At 63.0% G+C, this 20566-nt stretch carries 23 protein-coding genes; 20 read left to right on the top strand and 3 right to left on the bottom strand.

Translation table 11 applies throughout. The annotated features are described in order from the left end of the window. The first annotated feature begins 6 nt into the window (after positions 1-6). Entirely contained in the window at positions 7-204 is a 198-nt protein-coding gene (locus tag J9789_RS07165) for a DUF4177 domain-containing protein (RefSeq protein WP_209344026.1), read from the top strand. Continuing rightward, positions 201-587 (top strand): C-GCAxxG-C-C family protein, encoded by a 387-nt coding sequence (locus tag J9789_RS07160; protein WP_209344024.1) that lies wholly within the window; start codon positions 201-203, stop codon positions 585-587. Before J9789_RS07165 ends, J9789_RS07160 begins: the two co-directional genes overlap by 4 nt. Before the next feature lie 52 nt (positions 588-639). On the opposite strand, the gene J9789_RS07155 is transcribed toward J9789_RS07160, so the two are convergent. The 3 genes from J9789_RS07155 to J9789_RS07145 form a co-directional block, all read right to left on the bottom strand. Further along, positions 640-2013, bottom strand: a complete 1374-nt coding sequence (locus J9789_RS07155) for a DUF4179 domain-containing protein (protein WP_209344022.1) — start codon at positions 2011-2013, stop codon at positions 640-642. A 3-nt stretch (positions 2014-2016) separates the two neighbouring features. After that, a complete protein-coding gene (locus J9789_RS07150) occupies positions 2017-2481 on the bottom strand; it encodes a sigma-70 family RNA polymerase sigma factor (protein WP_209344019.1) in 465 nt (154 codons plus the stop codon). 107 nt (positions 2482-2588) lie between these two features. Further along, complete coding sequence (locus J9789_RS07145) at positions 2589-4493, bottom strand: FUSC family protein (protein WP_348633662.1); 1905 nt, start codon at positions 4491-4493, stop codon at positions 2589-2591. Between the two features lie 171 nt (positions 4494-4664). Here J9789_RS07145 and mutY point away from each other — a divergent pair, with 171 nt between their 5' ends. From mutY to J9789_RS07055, 18 genes are all read left to right on the top strand, one after another. After that, on the top strand, positions 4665-5735 hold the full coding sequence (gene mutY, locus J9789_RS07140; protein ID WP_209344017.1) for an A/G-specific adenine glycosylase: 1071 nt from the start codon (positions 4665-4667) through the stop codon (positions 5733-5735). Continuing rightward, entirely contained in the window at positions 5705-6280 is a 576-nt protein-coding gene (locus J9789_RS07135) for a thymidine kinase (RefSeq protein ID WP_209344015.1), read from the top strand. The genes mutY and J9789_RS07135 overlap by 31 nt, the downstream gene beginning before the upstream one ends. 30 nt (positions 6281-6310) lie before the next feature. Then, positions 6311-7183, top strand: coding sequence for a 4Fe-4S cluster-binding domain-containing protein (locus tag J9789_RS07130; RefSeq protein WP_209344013.1), 873 nt, complete (start codon positions 6311-6313; stop codon positions 7181-7183). Positions 7184-7283: 100 nt separating this feature from the next. Beyond that, positions 7284-7565 (top strand): YabP/YqfC family sporulation protein, encoded by a 282-nt coding sequence (locus tag J9789_RS07125; RefSeq protein ID WP_209344011.1) that lies wholly within the window; start codon positions 7284-7286, stop codon positions 7563-7565. A 16-nt stretch (positions 7566-7581) separates the two neighbouring features. Continuing rightward, positions 7582-8811 (top strand): sporulation protein YqfD, encoded by a 1230-nt coding sequence (locus J9789_RS07120; RefSeq protein ID WP_209344009.1) that lies wholly within the window; start codon positions 7582-7584, stop codon positions 8809-8811. Next, positions 8808-9785: a PhoH family protein gene (locus tag J9789_RS07115; protein ID WP_209344007.1), complete on the top strand. Its 978-nt coding sequence runs from the start codon at positions 8808-8810 to the stop codon at positions 9783-9785. Before J9789_RS07120 ends, J9789_RS07115 begins: the two co-directional genes overlap by 4 nt. Then, positions 9782-10276, top strand: coding sequence for an rRNA maturation RNase YbeY (gene ybeY / locus J9789_RS07110; RefSeq protein ID WP_209344005.1), 495 nt, complete (start codon positions 9782-9784; stop codon positions 10274-10276). The genes J9789_RS07115 and ybeY overlap by 4 nt, the downstream gene beginning before the upstream one ends. 2 nt (positions 10277-10278) lie before the next feature. Beyond that, entirely contained in the window at positions 10279-10533 is a 255-nt protein-coding gene (locus J9789_RS07105) for a hypothetical protein (protein WP_209344003.1), read from the top strand. Positions 10534-10598: 65 nt separating this feature from the next. Beyond that, entirely contained in the window at positions 10599-11492 is an 894-nt protein-coding gene (gene era / locus J9789_RS07100) for a GTPase Era (protein WP_209344001.1), read from the top strand. 1 nt (position 11493) lies between these two features. Next, the gene (recO, locus tag J9789_RS07095; protein ID WP_209343999.1) at positions 11494-12249 is read left to right on the top strand and encodes a DNA repair protein RecO; all 756 of its coding nucleotides are present in this window, start codon (positions 11494-11496) and stop codon (positions 12247-12249) included. A 1-nt stretch (position 12250) separates the two neighbouring features. After that, entirely contained in the window at positions 12251-13114 is an 864-nt protein-coding gene (locus J9789_RS07090; RefSeq protein WP_209343997.1) for a PhzF family phenazine biosynthesis protein, read from the top strand. Positions 13115-13174: 60 nt separating this feature from the next. Next, positions 13175-15547: an endonuclease MutS2 gene (locus tag J9789_RS07085; RefSeq protein ID WP_209343995.1), complete on the top strand. Its 2373-nt coding sequence runs from the start codon at positions 13175-13177 to the stop codon at positions 15545-15547. A 154-nt stretch (positions 15548-15701) separates the two neighbouring features. Then, entirely contained in the window at positions 15702-15965 is a 264-nt protein-coding gene (locus J9789_RS07080) for an HPr family phosphocarrier protein (protein WP_007495691.1), read from the top strand. A 67-nt stretch (positions 15966-16032) separates the two neighbouring features. Further along, entirely contained in the window at positions 16033-16881 is an 849-nt protein-coding gene (locus J9789_RS07075; RefSeq protein ID WP_348633651.1) for a VanW family protein, read from the top strand. Positions 16882-17122: 241 nt separating this feature from the next. Then, positions 17123-18961: an excinuclease ABC subunit UvrC gene (gene uvrC / locus J9789_RS07070; RefSeq protein WP_209343993.1), complete on the top strand. Its 1839-nt coding sequence runs from the start codon at positions 17123-17125 to the stop codon at positions 18959-18961. Next, the gene (gene rsmD / locus J9789_RS07065) at positions 18958-19515 is read left to right on the top strand and encodes a 16S rRNA (guanine(966)-N(2))-methyltransferase RsmD (protein WP_209343991.1); all 558 of its coding nucleotides are present in this window, start codon (positions 18958-18960) and stop codon (positions 19513-19515) included. The genes uvrC and rsmD overlap by 4 nt, the downstream gene beginning before the upstream one ends. A gap of 7 nt (positions 19516-19522) precedes the next feature. After that, complete coding sequence (coaD, locus tag J9789_RS07060; RefSeq protein WP_209343988.1) at positions 19523-20020, top strand: pantetheine-phosphate adenylyltransferase; 498 nt, start codon at positions 19523-19525, stop codon at positions 20018-20020. Further along, positions 20020-20532 (top strand): hypothetical protein, encoded by a 513-nt coding sequence (locus J9789_RS07055; RefSeq protein ID WP_087334532.1) that lies wholly within the window; start codon positions 20020-20022, stop codon positions 20530-20532. Before coaD ends, J9789_RS07055 begins: the two co-directional genes overlap by 1 nt. Positions 20533-20566: the final 34 nt, after the last annotated feature.

Raw genomic sequence — 20566 nt, 5'->3', positions numbered from 1 at the left:
AACGCCATGTATCGATACGAGTATGTGAGTGTGACCGGCGAAGGCATCGCAGCCACCAAGTTCAAGGAGCACCGAGAACTGATCGACCGCCGTGCCGCCCAGGGCTGGCGGTATGTGGGTTGGGTGCCTGCACACATTGGGACAGGCGGCGAGATCGTGCAGATCGATTTGATCTTTGAAAAGGAAGTTGACGAAACCATATGAATCGCATGGAAGAAACCAAGGGTCTGCGTGGGCGGACCGATATTCACTTCAACTGCTGCCAATCGGTGCTGGTGCCTTTTGCTGACCAGTGCGGAATGAGCAAGGAAGCGGCCTATCAGCTGGGCGCCCACTTCGGGGCCGGCATGAAGCATGGCGGCACCTGCGGCGCGGTGACCGGGGCTCTCATGGCCCTGGGCATGGCGGGAGCCGACAACGACGCCGCTCTGGAGCTGATGCGCCGGTTCCGGGCCAACAATCAGGCCCTGGACTGCGCCACCCTGCTGCGTCTGGCGTCTGAGCGGGGCGAGGAGCGCAAGTGTCACTGCGACCGGATGGTATACGAGGCGGTGGAGCTGCTGGAGGAACAGCTGGAGAAAAAGTAAGTACGCAAAAAGGGGCCCGGCCTGTGAAACAGGCCGGGCCCCTTTTTGTGGTTTAGTTCAGCGTGAGCGTGATGGGGGTGTCCAACGTGGAGGTGTGATAATCCAGGATCTCCAGCTCCACCTGGTCGAAGGGATAATCTTTCAGGGGAACGGACTCCTCAAAGATGCCCTCTATCTCATCCCCGTTTTCGTCCAGGGCAATGGTGTGGGATGCCATGCTGAAGTGGTGCTCGCTCCCGTCGGGGGAGCGGTAGATGGGGCCTACCACCTGGCGGAACACCATGCCGTCTGCCAGGGTGGGAGCCCGGAAGGTGAGGGTGGGGATGCCGTCGATCTCCTCGATGCGGGCCAGGGTAGTGCCGTCGGGCAGGGGGTCGGTGCGGCCGGTGGTCAGATCCACCGTGACCCAGTGCTCCTCCTTGTCTTGCCAGATGGCCCCTTCGATGTGGAGGGTCAGGTGCTGGGCGTCCTCAAAATAGCTGCTCTCGAAGCGGTAGGAGGTGACCCGGGGGGTACCGCCGTCGCCGTGGGCGATGAGCCCCCGGGGCCGGTCGTAGCGCACCCCCTTGTCGTCCTCCAGCCAGCAGTCCAGGCTGTGGAGCTGGGCGGTGTTGGCTTCGTCCTCCTGGATGTCCACCCGGACGTGGGTGGGGTAGACCTCCAGCCCCACCACCTTCAGCTGCTGGCCGTCCAGGGTGAAGGGCTGGTCCAGGGTAATCTGGCTGCCCTGGCTGGTATAGTTGGGATCAAAGCGCAGGGTGAAGGAGAAGGTGGCCACCGCGTCCGGCTCGGCGGGGGCATCGGCCCACAGGCCGGAGTCCGCCGATGGAGCGGCGGCTTCGGTATCGTCTTCCGCCCACACCTTGTAGTCCAGGATCAGGGTATCAGGCACGTCTTCCTCCTGGAAGTCAATGGAGATTCGCCGCAGCTCCTTGGGGTCGCTGGGAGTCTGGGGGAAGGAGAGACTGGCCTGGGCCTGCTGGCCGTCGGCCGTATAGACATCCCCGGAGCCATCTAGCTGGGAATAGCGGTCGCTGCTCAGGGAGAAAAAGACATTGACCTGCTTCTGGTCCACGATGAGATATTCCACCGACATGGTCACGCCGCCGTCGGTCTGGCTCTGTACCACCCGCTGGACGTATTCGTGCTCAATGGCTGCCTTCAGGCTGGGGGAAAAGGCCACGGCGGCGGTAAGGCCCTTCAGAATGGGAATGTTGGAGCAGGCCATGGCAAAGGGGGTGGCCACGTTGACCAGCAGCACAAAGACGGCAAACATGGCGGCCACGCTGCCCGCAGGGGCGGCGATCCAGCGGCTCAACCGGCGGCGCCGGCGTCTGGCCCTGGCCCGGGGCAGGGCGGACTCCAGCTTGGGGGGCGTCTGCTCCAGCTCGTCCAGGAGCAGGCGGTATTCTTCCATACGGTCCATGATCTAAGCCTCCTCGCTCAGTTCCAGTTTCAGCAGGGACAGGGCTTTGCGCTGCCGGGTGGAGACGGTGCCCGGCGGGATCTCCAGGGCCTCTGCCGTCTCCGCCAGGGTGAGGCCCTGGAAGTAGCGCAGGATGATGACCGCCCGCAGGTCGTGGGGCAGGCGGCGGATGGCCTCCTTCAGCGGCAGGTTGTCATAGGCCTCTGCCGGAGTCTCGGGCAGCTCCTCCACCGCCAGCTCCCGTTTGCGGCGGCGCAGTTCGGCGTTGCAGGCGTTGATGAGGATGCGGGTGAGCCAGGTATTGAAATGTTCCGGCTGGCGCAGCCGCTTATAGTGCAGCAGCCCCAGATAGATGGCCTCGTCCACCGCGTCCAGGGCGTAGGCCTCGCTGCCCAGGTAGAGATAGGCGGTGCGGTACAGCCGAGGCTTCAGGGCCTCGGTACGGGTTGCAAATTCCTGTTCGGTCAAGGGTGGCGCCCCCCTTTCTGCCTGTTAGAGTATTTGGCGGGCCCTTTTCATTGCGCGCCGCGAAAAAATCAGCCGCGCCGCAGAAATCATTTGCGGCGCGGCTGTTGTCATGCGTTCACCAGAGCCTGAGCGTTTTGGAGATAGCGCTGGACCACGTAGTAGAGCTCCCCCTTGGGCAGGCTCTCCGGCGACAGGTCCCGGAAGTCGGTGAGGGGGCAGATCCGCTGCCCCATGGCCTGGGCCAGGGGGTCCAGAGCGTCGGCCTCCTCCTGGCTTACTCCGCCGGACTGGATGAGGCTTTCGGTCTGTTCCAGCTCGGAGAACATATTCCACAGGATCACCAGCCGCTTCCGGTGGTAGTCGGCCTCCTCCGGGGACTGATGCTGGGTGAACTGGGCGGCCTCATGGTACACCATGTGGAACTGGGAGAGCAGCTCGCTGAACAGGGCCGGGTCTACCGGCTGGCGGAGGCTGCGGCGGATGACCTCCCAGTAGTACGCCTGGAGCCGGTAGAGTTCCTGGAAATTCCGGCGGAACTGGGGCTCCTTCCGGTTGGGCAGCAGGAAGGTGTTGACCACCAGTACCAGGGCAACCGCCATGGCCAGATACATGAGCCGCAGGCCGATGGCCTCTGTCTCCTGCACCGTCAAAGTGGCCATGGTGAGGGCGAAGGAGGTGGAGAAGATGGGATGGACCCAGGTGCCTGGGGTGCAGCAGTACATCAGGGAGATCATAATGAGGGAGAACACGAAGATCCCCGGCAGGCCGGGCAGCCAGGGGTAGACCAGGTGAACCACCACGCAGCCGATGGCGGTACCCACAGGGCGGGTGACCATCCGGTGGGCGCTCTCCTCATAGCTGGGCTGGAGGAGCAGAAAGGCGTGGAGGGGGAACCAGTAGGTATGTTCAAACTCCCACAGAAAGCTGACGGTGGTGCTGATGGTCATGACCACTGCCAGCCGCAGGGCGAAGCGGAACTCGAACCGGGCGGGGGAGAACCGCTGGCACAGGCTGCTCCAGGTCGCCCGCCAGGGCACTTTTCGGAAGAGTGGGTCGTGCTGGGCGTGGAAAGACTCCCGGCACAGGAGCAGCAGGGTGTGGAGCACGCTGCGGTAGAAAATGCGCAGCCGTCCCTGGGGCAGGTCGGTTTGATCCAGAAGTACCTGGATGCGATTGGCCAGCCGCTGCCGGGCGGCAGGCTCCCACGCGCTTTGCAGCTGCCGTACCACGTCGGCCAGGGTGTGCATGGTGTGGGGGAAAGCCGGAGTGTTTTTGGCATCCTGCCAGGAGGGACCGTCGGCCACCAGATAGGAGGCCCGCTGGAAGAGCAGGGCCAGCAGATGGTAGCACCGCTTCTGCTGGTCGGGCAGCTGGAGCAGGTGCCGCCGGTCGTAGCCCTTCCGGTGGAAGGTGCGGGCCAGGTCGTAGAGATCCTTCCCGGCGGCTTTCTCGTCCCCGTCGTCGGCCAGACCGTCCAGCAGGTCGGCCAGTCGCAGCAGGCTGGAGGAGATCTGTCCCGCCGGATCGGAGGCGATGTGGGTCAACTTGGCATTGATGAGCAGGGCGATCACCAGCAGGGCGCAGCAGAAGCCAACCGCCACCAGCTGGGTGGGCAGCTGCTCCAGCGTGGGGGGCCGCAGCTCCAGAAAGACGAAGGTCATGGCGTAGCCCATATGGCCCTTGGGGGTAAACTGGCTGCATTTCCAGAATACCAGGAAGAAGGGGACGACGAAGTTCAGAATGGCGCACAGCCACACGGTGAGGGAGGCGGCGAAGGCCAGCAGACACAGCAGCAGGGACATGAGGCACATGGCCACATAGTCCTCCAGCCGGTTGGCCTCCTTCCGGCGCAGCTGGAACAGGGTGGTGGAGCAGGAGACCACCATGGCGTAGGTGCTGCCGAAGATCCAGGTCACCAGCAGGAACTGGACCACGTAGAACAATATGGTGGAAAAGGCCCCCTTCCACCGGCGCCAGAACAGCGCCGGGAAGCCCTTGATGCCGGGACCCACGGCCAAAACACACGCCCCCAGTCGAAATTGATTGCTTATCTAACATTATAGGGGTAACCTGGTGGTAAGCGCAAGGGGCGGGAGAAAATTTTGTAGAACCGTGGGAATTGAAAAAGAAGGGCGGCCATTATATAATGAGCGGGATCATAATCAAACTTTGGAGGTATGCCCTTGGATCCCCTGGAACAGCTCCCCATCCCGCTGCTGCAATGGTACCGGGAAAACGCCCGGGTACTGCCCTGGCGCAGCGATCCCACCCCCTACCACGTGTGGATCAGCGAGATCATGCTTCAACAGACCCGGGTGGCGGCGGTGCTGGAGTACTACCGCCGCTTCCTGGAGCAACTGCCCACCGTGGCCGATCTGGCGGCGGTGGAGGAGGACAAGCTCATGAAGCTGTGGCAGGGGCTGGGCTATTACAACCGGGCCCGCAACCTGCAAAAAGCGGCCCGCCAGATCATGGAGGATCACGGCGGCATCTTTCCCGACACCTATGAGTCCATCCACGACCTGGCAGGCATCGGCGACTATACCGCCGGAGCCATCTCATCCATCGCCTTCGGCCTGCCCGAGCCGGCGGTGGACGGCAACGTGCTGCGAGTGGTGGCCCGCATCACCGGGGATAATAGCGACATTATGAAGCCGGACACCAAGGCCCGGATGGGTCAGGCCCTGAAACGGGTGATGCCGGTGGATGCCCCCGGGGACTTCAACCAGGCCCTGATGGAGCTGGGCGCCACCGTATGCCTGCCCAACGGCGCCCCTCTGTGCGACCAGTGTCCCGCCAAAGAGTTCTGCGCGGCCCGTTTGACGGAGCGCACCGGAGAGCTGCCAGTAAAGGCGGCCAAAAAGGCCCGGCGGGTGGAGGAGCGGACGGTGTTCCTCATTTTCCGGGACAAGGCGGTGGCCCTCCGGCGGCGAAAGAGCCGAGGCCTGCTGGCGGGGCTGTGGGAGTACCCCAACGAGCTGTCCCCCGCCCCCTGTCCGGTGGAGGCCCTCTCCCTGGAGCAGGGACCTTCCGGCAAGCACATTTTTTCCCATATTGAATGGCATATGAAGGCCGTGCTGGTCCAGGCGGCCGACGACACCCTGCCCGAGGGCTGGGTGTGGGCCACCCTGGAGGAACTGGACCGGGATTACGCCGTGCCCAACGCCTTTCAGGCCTTTCAGCCTGCGGTGGAGGGGCGGCTCAAAGGAGAAGGAGAGGAACCATGGCAAAGCTGTATTTCCGGTATGGAGTGATGGGCTCCAGCAAGACCGCCAACGCCCTGATGGTGCGCTACAACTACGAGGAGCGGGGCCAGGACGCCCTGTTGGTGAAGCCTGCCATCGACCAGCGGGACGGGGCCCGGTTCGTGGCCTCCCGGGCGGGGCTGAGCCACGACTGCATCTATTTTTCCGATCTGATGGAGATGACTCCCCGGGAGCTGAAGCCCTACGCCTGCATCATCGTGGATGAGGCCCAGTTCCTTACCCGGGATGAGGTGCGCTACCTCACCGACCTGGTGGACGATTGGAATATCCCGGTGATCTGCTACGGTCTGCGTACCGACTTCAAGGGGGACCTGTTCCCCGGCTCGGCGGAGCTGCTGGCCAGCGCCGATGTGATCGAGGAGGTCAAGACCATCTGCTGGTGCGGCAAAAAGGCCCTGTGCAACGCCCGCTTTGATGAACACGGAAATGTACTCAAGGAGGGCGAGCAGGTGGTGCTGGGGGCCAACGACCAGTACATCGGCCTGTGCCGCAAGCACTGGAAAGAGGGCAATCTGGGCCCCAAGCAGAAGTAAGTCCAAGAAAAGCGGAAAGGAACCATGGAAATGATCTGTAATCTCTGCCCCCGGAAGTGCGGGGCGGTGCGTACGGCCGACCGGGGGGAGGGCCGCTGCCGGATGCCAGAGGCTCCGGTGGTGGCCCGGGCGGCCCTCCATATGTGGGAGGAGCCCCCCATCTCGGGCACAAAGGGCTCGGGTACCGTGTTTTTCTCCGGCTGCTCCCTGGGGTGCGTCTTCTGCCAGAACGAGCAGATCAGCCACCAGGACTTCGGGAAGCCCATCACGGTAGACCGGCTGCGGGCCATCTTCTTTGAGCTCATCGACCAGGGCGCCCACAACATCAATCTGGTGAATCCCACCCACTACGCCCATGTGGTGCGCTCGGCTCTTGAGGAGCCTCTGCCGGTGCCGGTGGTGTACAATTCTGGCGGCTATGACCGGGTGGAGACCCTGAAAGCCCTGGAGGGGAAGATCCAGATCTACCTGCCCGACTACAAATACCGCACCAGTGACTACGCCGGGCGCTACTCCGATGCCCCCGACTATCCGGAGGCGGCGGAGGCCGCCATTCTGGAGATGTTCCGCCAGACCGGCCCCGTCCGCTATGAGGACGGGCTGCTGAAGCAGGGAGTGGTCATCCGCCACCTGCTGCTCCCCGGCAAGCTGGCCGAGGCCAAGCGGGTGATGGACTGGGTGGCGGAGCATTTCGAGCCGGGCCAGGTGCTCTTCTCCTTCATGAGCCAGTACATCCCCTGGGGGCGGGCGGCGGACTATCCGGAGATCAACCGCCGGGTTCGCCCCTCAGAGGTGCGGGCGGCGGAGGCCTATATGGCGGACCTGGGCCTGGAGGGCTTTACCCAGGGGACGGAGGCCGCCCAGGCGGAATATATCCCGCCCTTCGATCTCACTGGCGTTTAAGAAATCTGCGTCCCAAAGGGGCGGGCCAATGGCCCGCCCCTTTTCCTGTCAAATGGGACAACCTCCCCGCATAAGCATACACACAAGGGAGGTCGAGGCCATGGAGCGCAACCGAAAACGGGAGGGACTGCTGGAAAAGACGGCGGAGGTGCTGGATCTGCCGGGGGACGTGGTGGCCGGTCTGCCCCTGCTGGAGCTCACCGGCAGCCGGGAGCTGCGGATGGAGAACCACAAGGGCATTCTGGCCTACGGCAGCGAGGAGATCCACATCTCCGGCGGCAAGATGGTGGTCAAGGTGCGGGGTACCGACCTGGAATTGAAGGCCATGAACGCCAGCCAGCTGCTCATCACCGGCGACATTGCCGCCATTGAACTGAACTGAGAGAGGAGGTGGAGGGATGCTGCGGCGGTTGGTCAATGTCCTACGGGGCAATGTGCGCCTGGAGGTGGAGGGCGCCTTTCCCGAGCGGTTTCTCAATCTGTGTGCCCAGCGGGGCATTTTGTTCTGGAATGTGGAGTGGCTGGAGACCACCCGGCTGCGGCTCACCGTCACCCGCCTGGGCAGCCGGCAGGCCATGGAGCTGGGGGAGCGGGTGCTGTGTACCGTCACCCCGGCGGCCCGGTCGGGGGTCCCCTTTTTTCTGGCCCGGTTCAGAACCCGGTACGCCTTCTGGGTGGGGCTGGCCCTGTCCCTGGCGGCGGTGTGCGTTCTCTCTACCTTCATCCTCACCATTGAGGTGAAGGGAAACACCACCGTGTCCACCGCTCAGATTCTCACCGAGCTGCGGCGGCAGGGGCTGAGCATCGGTACCTTCGGCCCCGGCCTGGACGAGCGGACGGTGGGCAACAAGGTGTTGCTCCAGATCCCGGAGCTGTCCTGGCTGTCCATCAACCTCTACGGTACCCGGGCGGAGGTGCTGGTACGGGAGGCGGTGAAGGCCCCGGAGGTGGTGGATGCCAGTGAGTACGGCAGCGTGGTGGCCCGGGCCTCGGGGATCATCACCAAGGTGGAGGCCCTCACCGGTGAGGCGGTGGTGAAGGTGGGGGACACGGTGCTGGAGGGGGAGCCCCTCATCTCGGGTACCATCCACCTGGAGGGCCCGGCCTACAGCGAGACCCCGGAGATCGGCCAGATCCAGACCCGGGCCTCCGGCCGGGTGTATGCCCGTACCTGGCGCACCTTTGCTGCTCAGCTTCCCCTGGAGGCCCAGGTCAAGCAGTACACCGGGGAGGAGGACAGTGTGTGGTCGGTGACGGTGCTGGGGCGGCGGCTCGAATTTTTCGGAAAGGGTGGAATTTCTTTTAACAGGTATGATAAAATAAGCCGTACCTGGACCCTGACCCTGCCCGGCGGCCGGGAGATGCCCCTGGCCGTGCAGCGGGAGACCTGCCGGGCCTATGAGACCGAGACCCTGGCGGTGGAGCCGGACGCGGCTCAGGCCATGCTGAAGGAGCGCCTGCTGGAGGCGCTGGAAGAAGCAGTGGGGGAGGGCGAGATCGTCAGCACCGATTATACCGTGGAGCAGAAAGACGGGATGCTGACCATGACCCTCCAGGCAGAGTGCCGGGAAGAGATCGGGAAATTCGTGCCCGATCCCACTACACAAGAAAACGAGGCCGATCCATGATAGAACAGACCATCAATATCGAGCGGATGGAGGACGTGGTAGACGTCTTTGGATCCTTTGACGAGAATATCAAGCTGGTGGAGCATGAGCTGGACGTGACGGTGGTGAGCCGGGACGACCAGCTGAAGGTCTCCGGCGAGGCGGAGAACGTGATGCACGCCGTCAAAGCCATCGAGGGCCTGCTGGGCCTGGCGGGCCGGAAGGAGACCATCACCGAGCAGAACGTCCGCTACATCATCAATCTGGTGAAGGCGGGCAACGAGTCCCACATCAACGACATCGCCCGGGACGTCCTGTGCGTCACCGCCAAGGGCAAGCCCATCAAGGCAAAGACCCTGGGCCAGAAGCGGTATGTGGACGCCATCAAGAAGAATACCATCACTTTGGGCATCGGCCCGGCGGGCACCGGCAAGACCTATCTGGCGGTGGCCGCCGCCGTGGCTGCCTTCCGGGACAAGCAGGTCAACCGCATCATCCTGACCCGGCCCGCTGTGGAGGCGGGTGAGCGGCTGGGCTTCCTGCCCGGCGATTTGCAGAGCAAGGTAGACCCCTACCTGCGGCCCCTGTACGACGCCCTCTTTGAGATGCTGGGCCCTGAGACCTACCAGAAGTACCTGGAGCGGGGCAACATCGAGGTGGCCCCGCTGGCCTATATGAGAGGCCGTACCCTGGACGACTCCTTCATCATTCTGGACGAGGCCCAGAACACCAGCCGGGAGCAGATGAAGATGTTCCTGACCCGTCTGGGCTTCGGCTCCAAGATCGTCATTACCGGCGATATCACCCAGATCGACCTGCCCCGGGACACCGTGTCCGGCCTGAAGGAGGCCATGCGGGTGCTGGACGGGGTGGAGGATATCGCCATCTGCAAGCTCAACGAGTCCGACGTGGTGCGCCACGTCATCGTTCAGCGGATCATCAAGGCCTACGAGGCCGATGAGAACCGCCGGGCTAAGAAGGAGAAGAAAGCATGAACCACGAGATCATCATTGAGACCGAGGTAGACGGAGCGGAGGAGTACGCCGACCTGCTGCGGCAGGTGATTCCCACTGCCCTGGCTGCCGAGGGAGTGGACGTGCCCTGCGAGGTGGACGTGCTGTTCACCGACGACGAGGGTATCCACCAGATCAACCTGGAGCAGCGTGAGGTGGACCGGCCCACCGACGTGCTCTCCTTCCCCATGTTTGACCTTCAGCCCGGGGAGCACCCCACCCGGGAGGACGCCGACCCCGGCGCCGACCTGGTGCCTCTGGGAGATATGGTGATTTCCCTGGAGCGGGCAAAGGCCCAGGGGGAGGAGTTCGGCCACGGCACCCGCCGGGAGGTGGCCTACCTGGCCGTCCACTCGGTGCTCCATCTGCTGGGATACGACCATATGGACGAGGGCCCCATGAAGGCCCAGATGCGGGCGCGTGAGGAGGCCATTCTGGAGCAGTTGGGGATCACCAGAGAACTGGAGGGGTAACCATGCGGTTCGGCTATATTGTCGGTGGAGGAATTCTCTCCATCGCCCTCTTTTATCTCATCCTTATGGTGCTGAGCGGCCTGGGCGGAGGAAACGGCCTGCTTGAACTGGTCATGATGTCTATCCTCATGGCTCTGCCGGGCATCGTTGTGGGTGCCGCTGCGGCCGAGCGGGAAAAGCTTGCGAAAGAGCACGCCGAGCTGAAAGCGGAGCTCTCCGCCATTCGCGCCCTGCTGGAAAAGCAGGACAAACCGTAAATTATGCGGAATGTGAAAAAAGACCGCATGTAAATTAAATTGCTCAAGAAAGTTGAGGATTACCTATGGAAATCAAAAAATCCGGAATGATCAGCATTGTGGGACGGCCCAACGTGGGCAAGTCCACCCTGACCAACGCCCTGGTGGGCGAAAAGATCGCCATCGTCTCCAACAAGCCTCAGACCACCCGCAACCGCATCAGCGCTGTGGTCAACCGGGGGGAGTGCCAGTATGTCTTTTTGGACACCCCCGGCCTTCACAAGGCCCGCACCCGGCTGGGCGACTACATGGTGAAGGTGGTCAAGGAGAGCGTGGCCGATGTGGACGCCATCCTGCTGCTGGTGGAGCCCATCCCCCACATCGGCGGCCCCGAGGCCGAGCTCATCGCCCGCATCAAGCAGCTGGGCGTGCCCTCCATCCTGGTCATCAACAAGATGGACACGGTGGAGAAGTCCGACCTGCTGGCGGTGATGCAGACCTACGGCCAGGCCCACGACTTCAACGCCATCCTGCCCATCTCCGCCAAGCAGAACGAGGGCGTAAGTGAGCTGCTGGATCTGCTGGCCGAGTTCCTGCCCGAGGGCCCCCAGCTCTTCCCCGACGACATGGTCACCGACCAGCCCGAGCGGCAGGTGTGCGCCGAGATCATCCGGGAGAAGCTGCTCCTGTGCCTGGACAAGGAGATCCCCCACGGCACCGCCGTGGAGATCACCCGCTTCTCTGAGCGGGACAACGAGATCATCGACCTGGATGCCACCATCTATTGTGAGAAGGCCAGCCACAAGGGCATCATCATCGGCAAGGGGGGCGCCATGCTCAAGAAGATCTCCACCCTGGCCCGCACCGACATTGAGGCCTTTATGGGCACCAAGGTGTTCCTCCAGACCTGGGTGAAGGTCAAGGAGGGCTGGAGAGACAACCTGAATCTCATCCACAACTTCGGCTACCGGGACGAGTAAGATGCACATAGCCACACAGGGCCTGGTGCTGCGGGAGGTCAACTACAAGGAGTCCGACAAGATCCTTACCGTCCTCACCGCCGAGGGGGGCAAGCGCACCGTCAAGGCCCGGGGCTGCCGGAAGAAGAACAGCCCCCTGGCGGCCTCCGCCCAGCTGCTGGTCTACTCCGACATGACCCTGTTCCTCTACCAGGACCGGATTACCCTCAACGAGGCCGAGTCCATCCGGCAGTTCTGGCACGTCAAATCTGACGTGGAGCTGCTGGCCCTGGCCTCCTACTTTGCCGAGGTGATGGAGACGGTATCGGTGGAGGGACGGCCCGACCCGGCCGCCATGTCCCTGATTCTGAACAGCCTCCACGCCCTGGACAAGCTGAACAAGCCCCAGGTGCTGGTGAAGGCGACCTACGAGATGAAACTCATGTGCCTGGAGGGCTATGAGCCCCTGGCAGACGCCTGTGCCGTATGCGGCAGGCCCGACCCGGAAAAGCCCATGCTCCACCTGGCGGAGGGCGTGCTCCACTGCGCCTCCTGCAAGGAGGAGGTGGGGGAGGGCCCCTCTATGCCCCTGACTGAGGGGGCTCTGGCTGCCCTGCGGCACATCCTTTACGGCGACCCCAAGCGACTTTTCTCCTTTCAACTGGATCAAAAGGGGCTGGATTGCCTGGCCCGGGTGTGCGAGGGCTTCCTGCGCACCCAGCTGGACCGGGGGTTCCGCACCCTGGATTTTTATCATGAACTGAAAGCGGGGATGTAAGATGGAACTGTATGTGGCAGACGCCTTTACCACCGTGCGCTTTTCCGGCAACCAGGCCGGCGTGGCTCTCCTGGGGGAGGGGGACTTTCCGGAAGAATCCCTGATGCGGGCTCTGGCCGGAGAGCTGAAGCACTCTGAGACCGCCTTTGTCCGCCGGACCGGGGACAAGGCCTTCCATATCCGCTATTTCACCCCGGCGGAGGAGGTGGACCTGTGCGGCCACGCCACCATCGCCGCCTTCACCGTCCTGCGGGATACCGGGGCCATTGTCCCTGGGGATTATGCCCTCCATACCCGCTCCGGAGATCTGGAGATCGGGGTGGGAGCGGACGCGGTGTGGATGGATATGGCCCCGCCCACCGACGGACGCACCTTCTCGGAGGAGGAGCAGCAGGCGCTGTATGCCGCCTATGGCCTGTCCCTGGCCGATCGGCCGGAGGGGCTGGAGCCCCAGGCGGTGAGCACCGGCCTTATGGATATCCTGCTGCCGGTGCGTGACCTGGAGACCCTGGACCGGGCGGTCCAGAACGAGGCTGAGGTCACCCGCCTGTCGGAGCACTACGATGTGGTGGGCGTGCATATGTTCTGCCCTAACACTCCGGACGCCTTTGCCCACTGCCGGAACTTTGCGCCCCTGTACGCCATTCCGGAGGAGGCGGCCACCGGCACCTCCAACGGAGCGCTGACCTACTACCTGTTCCGCCGGGGCCTGATCCAGGCCGGGGCGGACAACCGCTTTGTTCAGGGGGAGAAGATGGGCAAGCCCTCCGAGATCCTGAGCCGCATCACCGAGGATAACGGTGGTGTGAAGGTACGGGTGGGAGGCCGGGCCCTCATCACCCTGAAATGTGAACTGATGGGATAAAACAGACGGGGCCGGCCAGGTGTCCGACCCCGTGCATATGATACGATTTGGAGAACCTAAATGACCGATTTATTTGAAAAATCCATTCAGACCCTGGAGCTGCCCCGGGTGCTGGAGCGTCTGGCCGACCAGGCGGTGACCGAGGAGGGCAAGGAGCGCTGCCTGGCCCTGCGGCCCATGACCGATCGGGACGACGTGCAGCGGGCCCTGGATGAGACCACCGCCGCGGTGAACATGACCACCCTGCGGGGCTCCCCCTCCTTCTCCGGCGTGCGGCCGGTGGGGGCCTCCCTCCAGCGGGCCAATATGGGGGGCGCCCTCAATACCCGGGAGCTGCTGGACATCGCTGCCGTCCTGCGGGCGGCCCGCTCCGCCAAGGAGTACGGCGAGGGCGAGGGGGACCGGTCCAAGAGCTGCATTGACCACCTGTTCCGCTCCCTCACCTCCAACCGCTTCCTGGAGGAGCGCATCACCGGCGCCATCGTGGGAGAGGATGAGATCGCCGATGCCGCCAGCCCGGAGCTGGCCTCCATCCGGCGGCACATCCGGGCCACCGCCTCCAAGGTGCGGGATATCCTGAACCGGCTGATCTCCTCCAACCAGTCCAAGTACCTCCAGGAGTCCATCATCACCCAGCGCAACGACCGCTACGTGGTGCCCGTCAAGTCGGAGCACAAGAACGACGTACCTGGTCTGGTCCACGATGTGTCCTCCTCCGGCTCCACCTTCTTCATCGAGCCCATGGGAGTGGTGAAGGCCAACAACGAGCTGCGGGAGCTCCAGGCCAAGGAGGAGAAGGAGATCGAGCGCATCCTGGCGGAGCTGTCCGCCCAGTGCGCCCAGTACAAGGAGGACATCAGTCAGGACTACGACCTGCTGGTCATCCTGGACGTGATCTTTGCCCGGGCCCGGCTGGCCTACCGCATGCGGGCCGCCGCCCCCCGCCTGTCCGATCAGGGCCTCTACCTGCGCAAGGCCCGCCACCCCCTGCTGGACCCGGACAAGGCGGTGGCCAACGACCTGATGCTGGGAGAGAACTTCGACACTCTGGTCATCACCGGCCCCAACACCGGCGGTAAGACGGTCACCCTCAAGACCATCGGTCTGCTGACCCTGATGGCCCAGTGTGGCCTCCACATCCCCGTGGGGGACGACAGCTGTGTAAAAGTCTTTGACCGGGTGCTGTCCGACATCGGCGATGAACAGTCCATTGCCCAGAACTTATCCACATTTTCATCCCACATGGTGAACATTGTTGGGATTTTGAACGAGGCGGACGACCGCACCCTCATCCTCTTCGATGAGCTGGGGGCGGGCACCGACCCCATCGAGGGCGCCGCTCTGGCCGCCGCCATTATCGAATCCGCCCGGGAGATGGGGGCTCTGGTGGCCGCCACCACCCACTATGCCGAGCTGAAGGTGTATGCCATGACCACCCCGGGGGTGGAGAACGCCTCCTGCGAGTTCAATGTGGACTCCCTGGCGCCCACCTATCGGCTGCTCATCGGCATCCCCGGCAAGTCCAACGCCTTCGCTATCTCGGAGCGGCTGGGCCTGCCCAAGTCCATCATCCAGAAGGCCGCCGCCCGCATTGACGCGGAGAATGTCCGCTTTGAGGACGTGCTCACCCAGCTGGACGAGCAGCGCCAGGAGATGGAGCGGGAAAAAGAGGCTGCCGCCAAGCTGCGTCGGGAGATGGAGGAGACCGCCAAGGCCTCCCGGGAGTACAAGGCCCAGATGGACCAGCAGCGCCAGAAGGCGGTAGAGAAGGCCCAGGCGGAGGCCCGTGCCATCCTGGACGAGGCCAGAGACACCGCCGACCAGGTGTTCAAGGAGCTGAACGAGATGCGCCGCCGCCAGCGGAAGGAAGAGGACTGGCAGCGGATCAACGACGAGCGGGCGGGCCTGCGCCACCGCCTCAACGAGGCGGAGGGCAAGTTGGGTCAGCGGCCCGAGGCTCCTGTGCCGCCGCCCACCCGTCCCGCCCAGAAGGGCGACACGGTGGAGCTGGTGAAGATGGGTACTCAGGCTACGGTGCTCTCTGTCAACAAGGACGGCTCTCTCCAGCTCCAGGCCGGCATCCTGAAGATCACCGCCAAGCAGGACGAGGTCCGGGTGGTGGAGGGCGAGAGCGTCAAGGCCGCCAAGAAGGTGGTGGCCCGGGCCGAGCACAAGCTGCGCTCTCTGGGTGCCTCTCCCGAGGTGGACCTGCGGGGCATGATGACCGACGAGGCCATCGGTGCCCTGGACCTCTTCCTGGACAACGCAGTGCTGGGCAAGCTCAACGAGGTGCGCATCATCCACGGCAAGGGCACCGGCGCGGTGCGCAAGGCGGTGCGGGAGCATCTCAAGCGCAGCCGCTATGTGAAGTCCTTCCGCCCCGGCCGCTACGGCGAGGGCGAGGACGGTGTGACCATTGCCGAACTGCGCTGACGGGGCTTTCCTTCGGGAATAGAAGCAAAGACAGGCTGTTCGTCATTCAAAACAGATTCTTGCGCGGATTTTGTGCATTTTGTCATTGACGGTTTGGGATAAATTTGCTATCCTATTATACGAAGTATGCGAATGCATCTTGGGGGGAATCGCTATGTATATGAAAGAGGCAGTTGTGAACAACCAGGTCGGCCTGCACGCGAGACCGGCTACGTTCTTCATTCAGAAAGCCAATGAGTTCAAGAGCTCTATTTGGGTGGAGAAGGACGAGCGGAGAGTCAACGCCAAGAGCCTGCTGGGTGTGCTTTCTCTGGGAATCGTCAAGGGGACTTCCATCAACCTCATTGCAGACGGCCCCGATGAGAAGGAAGCCGTTGAGGCTCTGATTGAGCTGATCTCTTCCAACTTCTCCGAGTAAGCGACCAACGCGAGAGAAAAAAGCGCCGCATCAGCGGCGCTTTTTTTGATAATGGGGGGTGTGGACCGTGAAACCATCCGTGACGCCCAAGCCACAGAGACGAAGCGATCTGCGCATGCGCCTGGGGACCACCCTGTTCTGCCTGCGGCGGCGGGTCTTCTGGTACACCGGAGGTCTCCGCTTTGCGCGGTCCAGACCAGAACTGGAGCTGCCCCACCTGTGGGCGGAGCACCGCACCCCGCTGTTTCGTCCCCTGCGAGGGGAGGAGATGGCCCTGCAGCGCAACAAGCTCACCAATCTCCGGCTGGCCCTGGCCAGGCTGGACGGCCTGACTCTTTTGCCGGGGGAGACTCTGTCCTTCTGGCGGGCGGTGGGCAAGCCCACCCGGCGGAAGGGCTATGTGGAGGGAATGATCCTGCGCAACGGCCAGGTGGCTGCCGGTGTAGGCGGCGGCATGTGCCAGATGACCAATCTGATCTACTGGATGACCCTCCATACACCCCTGACGGTGACCGAGCGGTGGCGGCACGGCTATGATGTCTTCCCTGACTGCAGCCGTACCCAGCCCTTCGGCAGCGGAGCCACCTGCTTTTATAACTATATGGATCTGATGGTGCGCAACGACACGGAGTATACCTGGCGGCTTTCGCTCCGCCTTACCGACACCCATCTGGAAGGGGAGTGGCGGGCCGACGTCCCCTGCGACCGCAGGTATGAGGTGTACGAAAAGGAGCACTATATCCAGGGGGAGTACTGGGGCGGTTTTACCCGGCACAACACCCTGTACCGCAGGTGTTACACGCGGACGGGAGAACTGCTGGCGGACGAATATGTGGTGGAAAACCACGCCATGATGATGTATGACCCCATGCTGCCCGGCAATACCCCGGAGACCACGGCGGAAAGGAGGGCATGACGCCCCTCTATGACCTTCGATGAACTGAAAGAAAAAGCCCATGCCCCATCCCCCCAAAAGCGCGGGGCGCTTTTGGGGACCCCCAGGGGATGATTTGACATCCTCGGGGCAAGTGAATTGCCCCTGCGGCGAGGTTTGGCCGTTGGCCAAACACTCGGACGGCGCAGAGCGCCGGGTCGCTGCCGCTCCCAGCGGCAGGGCATCATAAGTCTGGCAAAGAGGAGGGTATGTTGCTTCTGTTATGACCTTCGACGAACTAAAAGAAAAAGCCCATGCCCTGCCGCTGAAGCCGGGCGTGTATATCATGCAGGACGCCAAAAATGTGGTCATCTACGTGGGCAAGGCCAAGGCCCTGAAGAACCGGGTGAGCCAGTACTTTGCCAACCTGGCCTCCCACACGGAAAAGACCCGTGCCATGGTGAGCCAGATCGACCACTTTGACGTCATTGTGGCCGATTCCGAGTTTGAGGCCCTGGTGCTGGAAAACTCCCTCATCAAGCGGCACCAGCCCCGGTACAACATCTTGCTGAAGGACGACAAGGGCTATCCCTACATCCGTCTGACGGTGAAGGAGGAGTACCCCAAGTTCTCCCTGGCCAACAAGGCGGCGGAGGACGGAGCCCGGTACTTCGGACCCTACGGCAGCCGGGGCAATACCCAGAATATCATCGACGCCCTGCGGGTAGCCTTGAAACTGCCCTCCTGCAACAAGAAGTTCCCCCGGGACATCGGCAAGGAGCGGCCCTGCCTCAATTACCACATGGGCCAGTGCGACGGCTACTGCCGGAAGGACATGGACCAGAGCCGCTACCGGGAGGCCATCGACCAGGCTGTCCGCCTGCTGGAGGGCAAGTTCCAGGAGGTGGGGGACGAGCTGAAGGCGGAGATGGAGCTGGCCGCCGAGGAACTGCGCTTTGAAAAGGCCGCTGAGCTGCGGGACCGCTATAAGGCCATCGAGCTGCTGGGCAAGCGGCAGAAGGTGGTGGCGGGCTCCCTGGCCGACACCGACGTGGTGGGCTTCCACAAGGGGGAGGCCACCAAGAGCTGCTTTGTGGTGCTCCACTTTGTGGAGGGCGAGCTGGCCGCCAAGGACTGGGACCTGATCGACACCCCCATGGAGGAGGAAACTGCGGACATTCTGTCCGCCCTGGTGCGCCAGTATTACGGCGGTCGGGGCAACCTGCCCCGGCAGATCCTGCTGCCCTGCGAGCTGGAGGACGAGGTGCCCCTGATGCGGATGCTGTCCGAGGATGCAGGCCGCAAGGTGGAGCTGGTCACCCCCCAGCGGGGAGCCAAAATGGACCTGATCCGTCTGGCCAACAAGAACGCGGTGGAGGAAGTGGAGCGCTGGACCACCCGGGAGGAGCGGCAGAGCAAGCTGATGGAGCTGCTGGGCAAGATGCTGGACCTGGAGGGGCCGCCCCGGCGCATCGAGTCCTACGACATCTCCAACCAGGGCGCCGACGACATTGTAGCCTCCATGGTGGTGTATGTGAACGCCCGGCCCCTGAAGCGGGATTACCGCCACTTCAAGCTGAAGGACATGGACGGCCCCGACGACTACGCCTCCATGGAACAGGTGCTGACGCGGCGGTTCAGGCGCTACCTGGACGGGGACGAGAAATTTGCGGACAAGCCCGACCTGCTGCTCATCGACGGCGGCGAGAACCACGCCAAGGTGGCGGTGAAGGTGCTGGAGGAGCTGGGACTATCCATTCCCATCTTTGGCATGGTGAAGGACGACCGCCACCGCACCCGGGCGCTGATTACCCCGGAGGGCCGGGAGATCGGCATCCAGGGCAACCAGGCTATCTTCTCCCTCATCGGCCAGATCCAGGAGGAGACCCACCGCTTTGCCATTGAGTTTCACCGCCAGCAGCAGAACCAGCGGGTCAAAGGCTCCGTGCTGGATCAGATCCCCGGGGTGGGAGAGAAGCGGCGGAGCGACCTGCTCAAGCACTTTAAGAGCATCAAGAAGATCAAGGAAGCCACCCAGGCCCAGCTGGCGGAGGTGGTCCCGAAAAACACCGCCCAGGCGGTTTACGACTATTTTCATCCGAAAGGGGAACAGCCCACATGAGAGTGATCACCGGAATCGCCCGTGGCCGGAAGCTGAAGGAGCTGCCCGGTCTGGAGACCCGGCCCACCACCGACAAGGTGAAGGAGTCGGTGTTCAACATCGTCCAGTTTGATATTGAGGGGCGGCAGGTGCTGGACCTGTTCGCCGGTACCGGCCAGATGGGCATTGAGGCCCTGTCCCGGGGCGCGGCCTTCTGCACCTTCGTGGACCTGCGCAAGGAGGCCGCCGCGGTGGTGCGGGAGAACCTGGCCCACACCAAGCTGGCGGAGAGCGCCAAGGTCATCCAGGGGGATTATATGGCCTTCCTCACCGGCTGCCGGGAAAAATTTGACCTGGTCTTCCTGGATCCGCCCTACAACAAGGGATTGTTGGAAAAGGCCCTGGAGACCATCGCCAAGATTGACATCATGACGGAAAATGGTATAATAGTCTGCGAAAGCGCCGCCGAAGCGGTGTTGCCGGAGCTGGAGGCCCCCTATGAGAAGGGCCGGGAGTACCGCTACGGCAAGATCAAGCTCACCCTTTACCACCGCGTCAACGGCAACAGGATGTGAGACCTTTATGAAGACTGCGATCTACCCCGGCAGCTTTGATCCCATTACGCTGGGGCACCTCAATATTATCAAGCGGGCGGCGGTCTGCTTTGACCGGCTCATCGTCTGCGTCATGGTGAATTCGGAAAAGGTGAACCGGGGCCTGTTCACCCCGGAGGAGCGGACCGAGCTCATCCGCAAGGTGGTGGCCAAGCTGCCCAATGTGGAGGTGGACTGTTCCTCCACGCTGCTGGCGGAGTACGCCCGGCAGAAAAAGGCGTGTACCCTGGTGAAGGGCCTGCGTGCGGTGTCCGACTATGAGAACGAGCTGCAGATGGCCCTCATCAACCGGAAACTCAATCCCAGGCTGGAGACCATGTTTTTGCCCTCCAGCGCCAAATATACCTATGTCAGCTCCAGCGTGGTCAAGGAAATGGCCCGCTACGGGGCGGATCTGTCGGACTTTGTGCCCCGCGAGATCATCGAGGACGTCCGGCAAAAAATCGAAAGCGGGAGGGATCGCTGATGGCTACCGGTGTGGAAGAACTGCTGGATATGCTCTATGAGATGATCGAAGAAGCGAAAAATATGCCGCTGAGCAGCGATAAATGTATTCTGGAGCGGGACAAGGCACTGGACCTGCTGGACGAGGTGCGGGGCCAGTTCCCCATGGAGCTCAATGAGGCCAAGAAGCTCATTGCAGCCCGCACCGACTATATCAACTCCGCCAAGCGGGAGGCCGAGCTCATCCGCAAGCAGGCGGAGGAGCAGGCCCGGCAGATGGTGTCGGAGAACGAGTTGCTGGCCCAGACCAAGCAGAAGGCCAACGAGATGATGCGCACCGCCGAGGAGCGCAGCCGTGACCTGCGCAAGGCGGCCAACGACTACTGTGAGGATGCCCTCCGCCGCACCGAGGAGGCGGTGGCCGAGGCTTACGACGAGATCAAGAAGTCACGTGCCCGGTTCCGGGCGGTGGCCGGTGGTGGCGGTGTGCCCCAGAACAGCCGCCAGCCCTATGACGCTGAGGCGGACGAATAAGAGCATAAAAAAGATCCCCTGCCTTACGGCAGGG

The sequence above is a fragment of the Flavonifractor sp. AGMB03687 genome (assembly GCF_017811815.1).
Taxonomy (GTDB): domain Bacteria; phylum Bacillota; class Clostridia; order Oscillospirales; family Oscillospiraceae; genus Flavonifractor.
The sequence above is the reverse complement of the archived record's forward strand: the minus strand, read 5'-3'. Positions and strand labels throughout refer to the sequence as shown.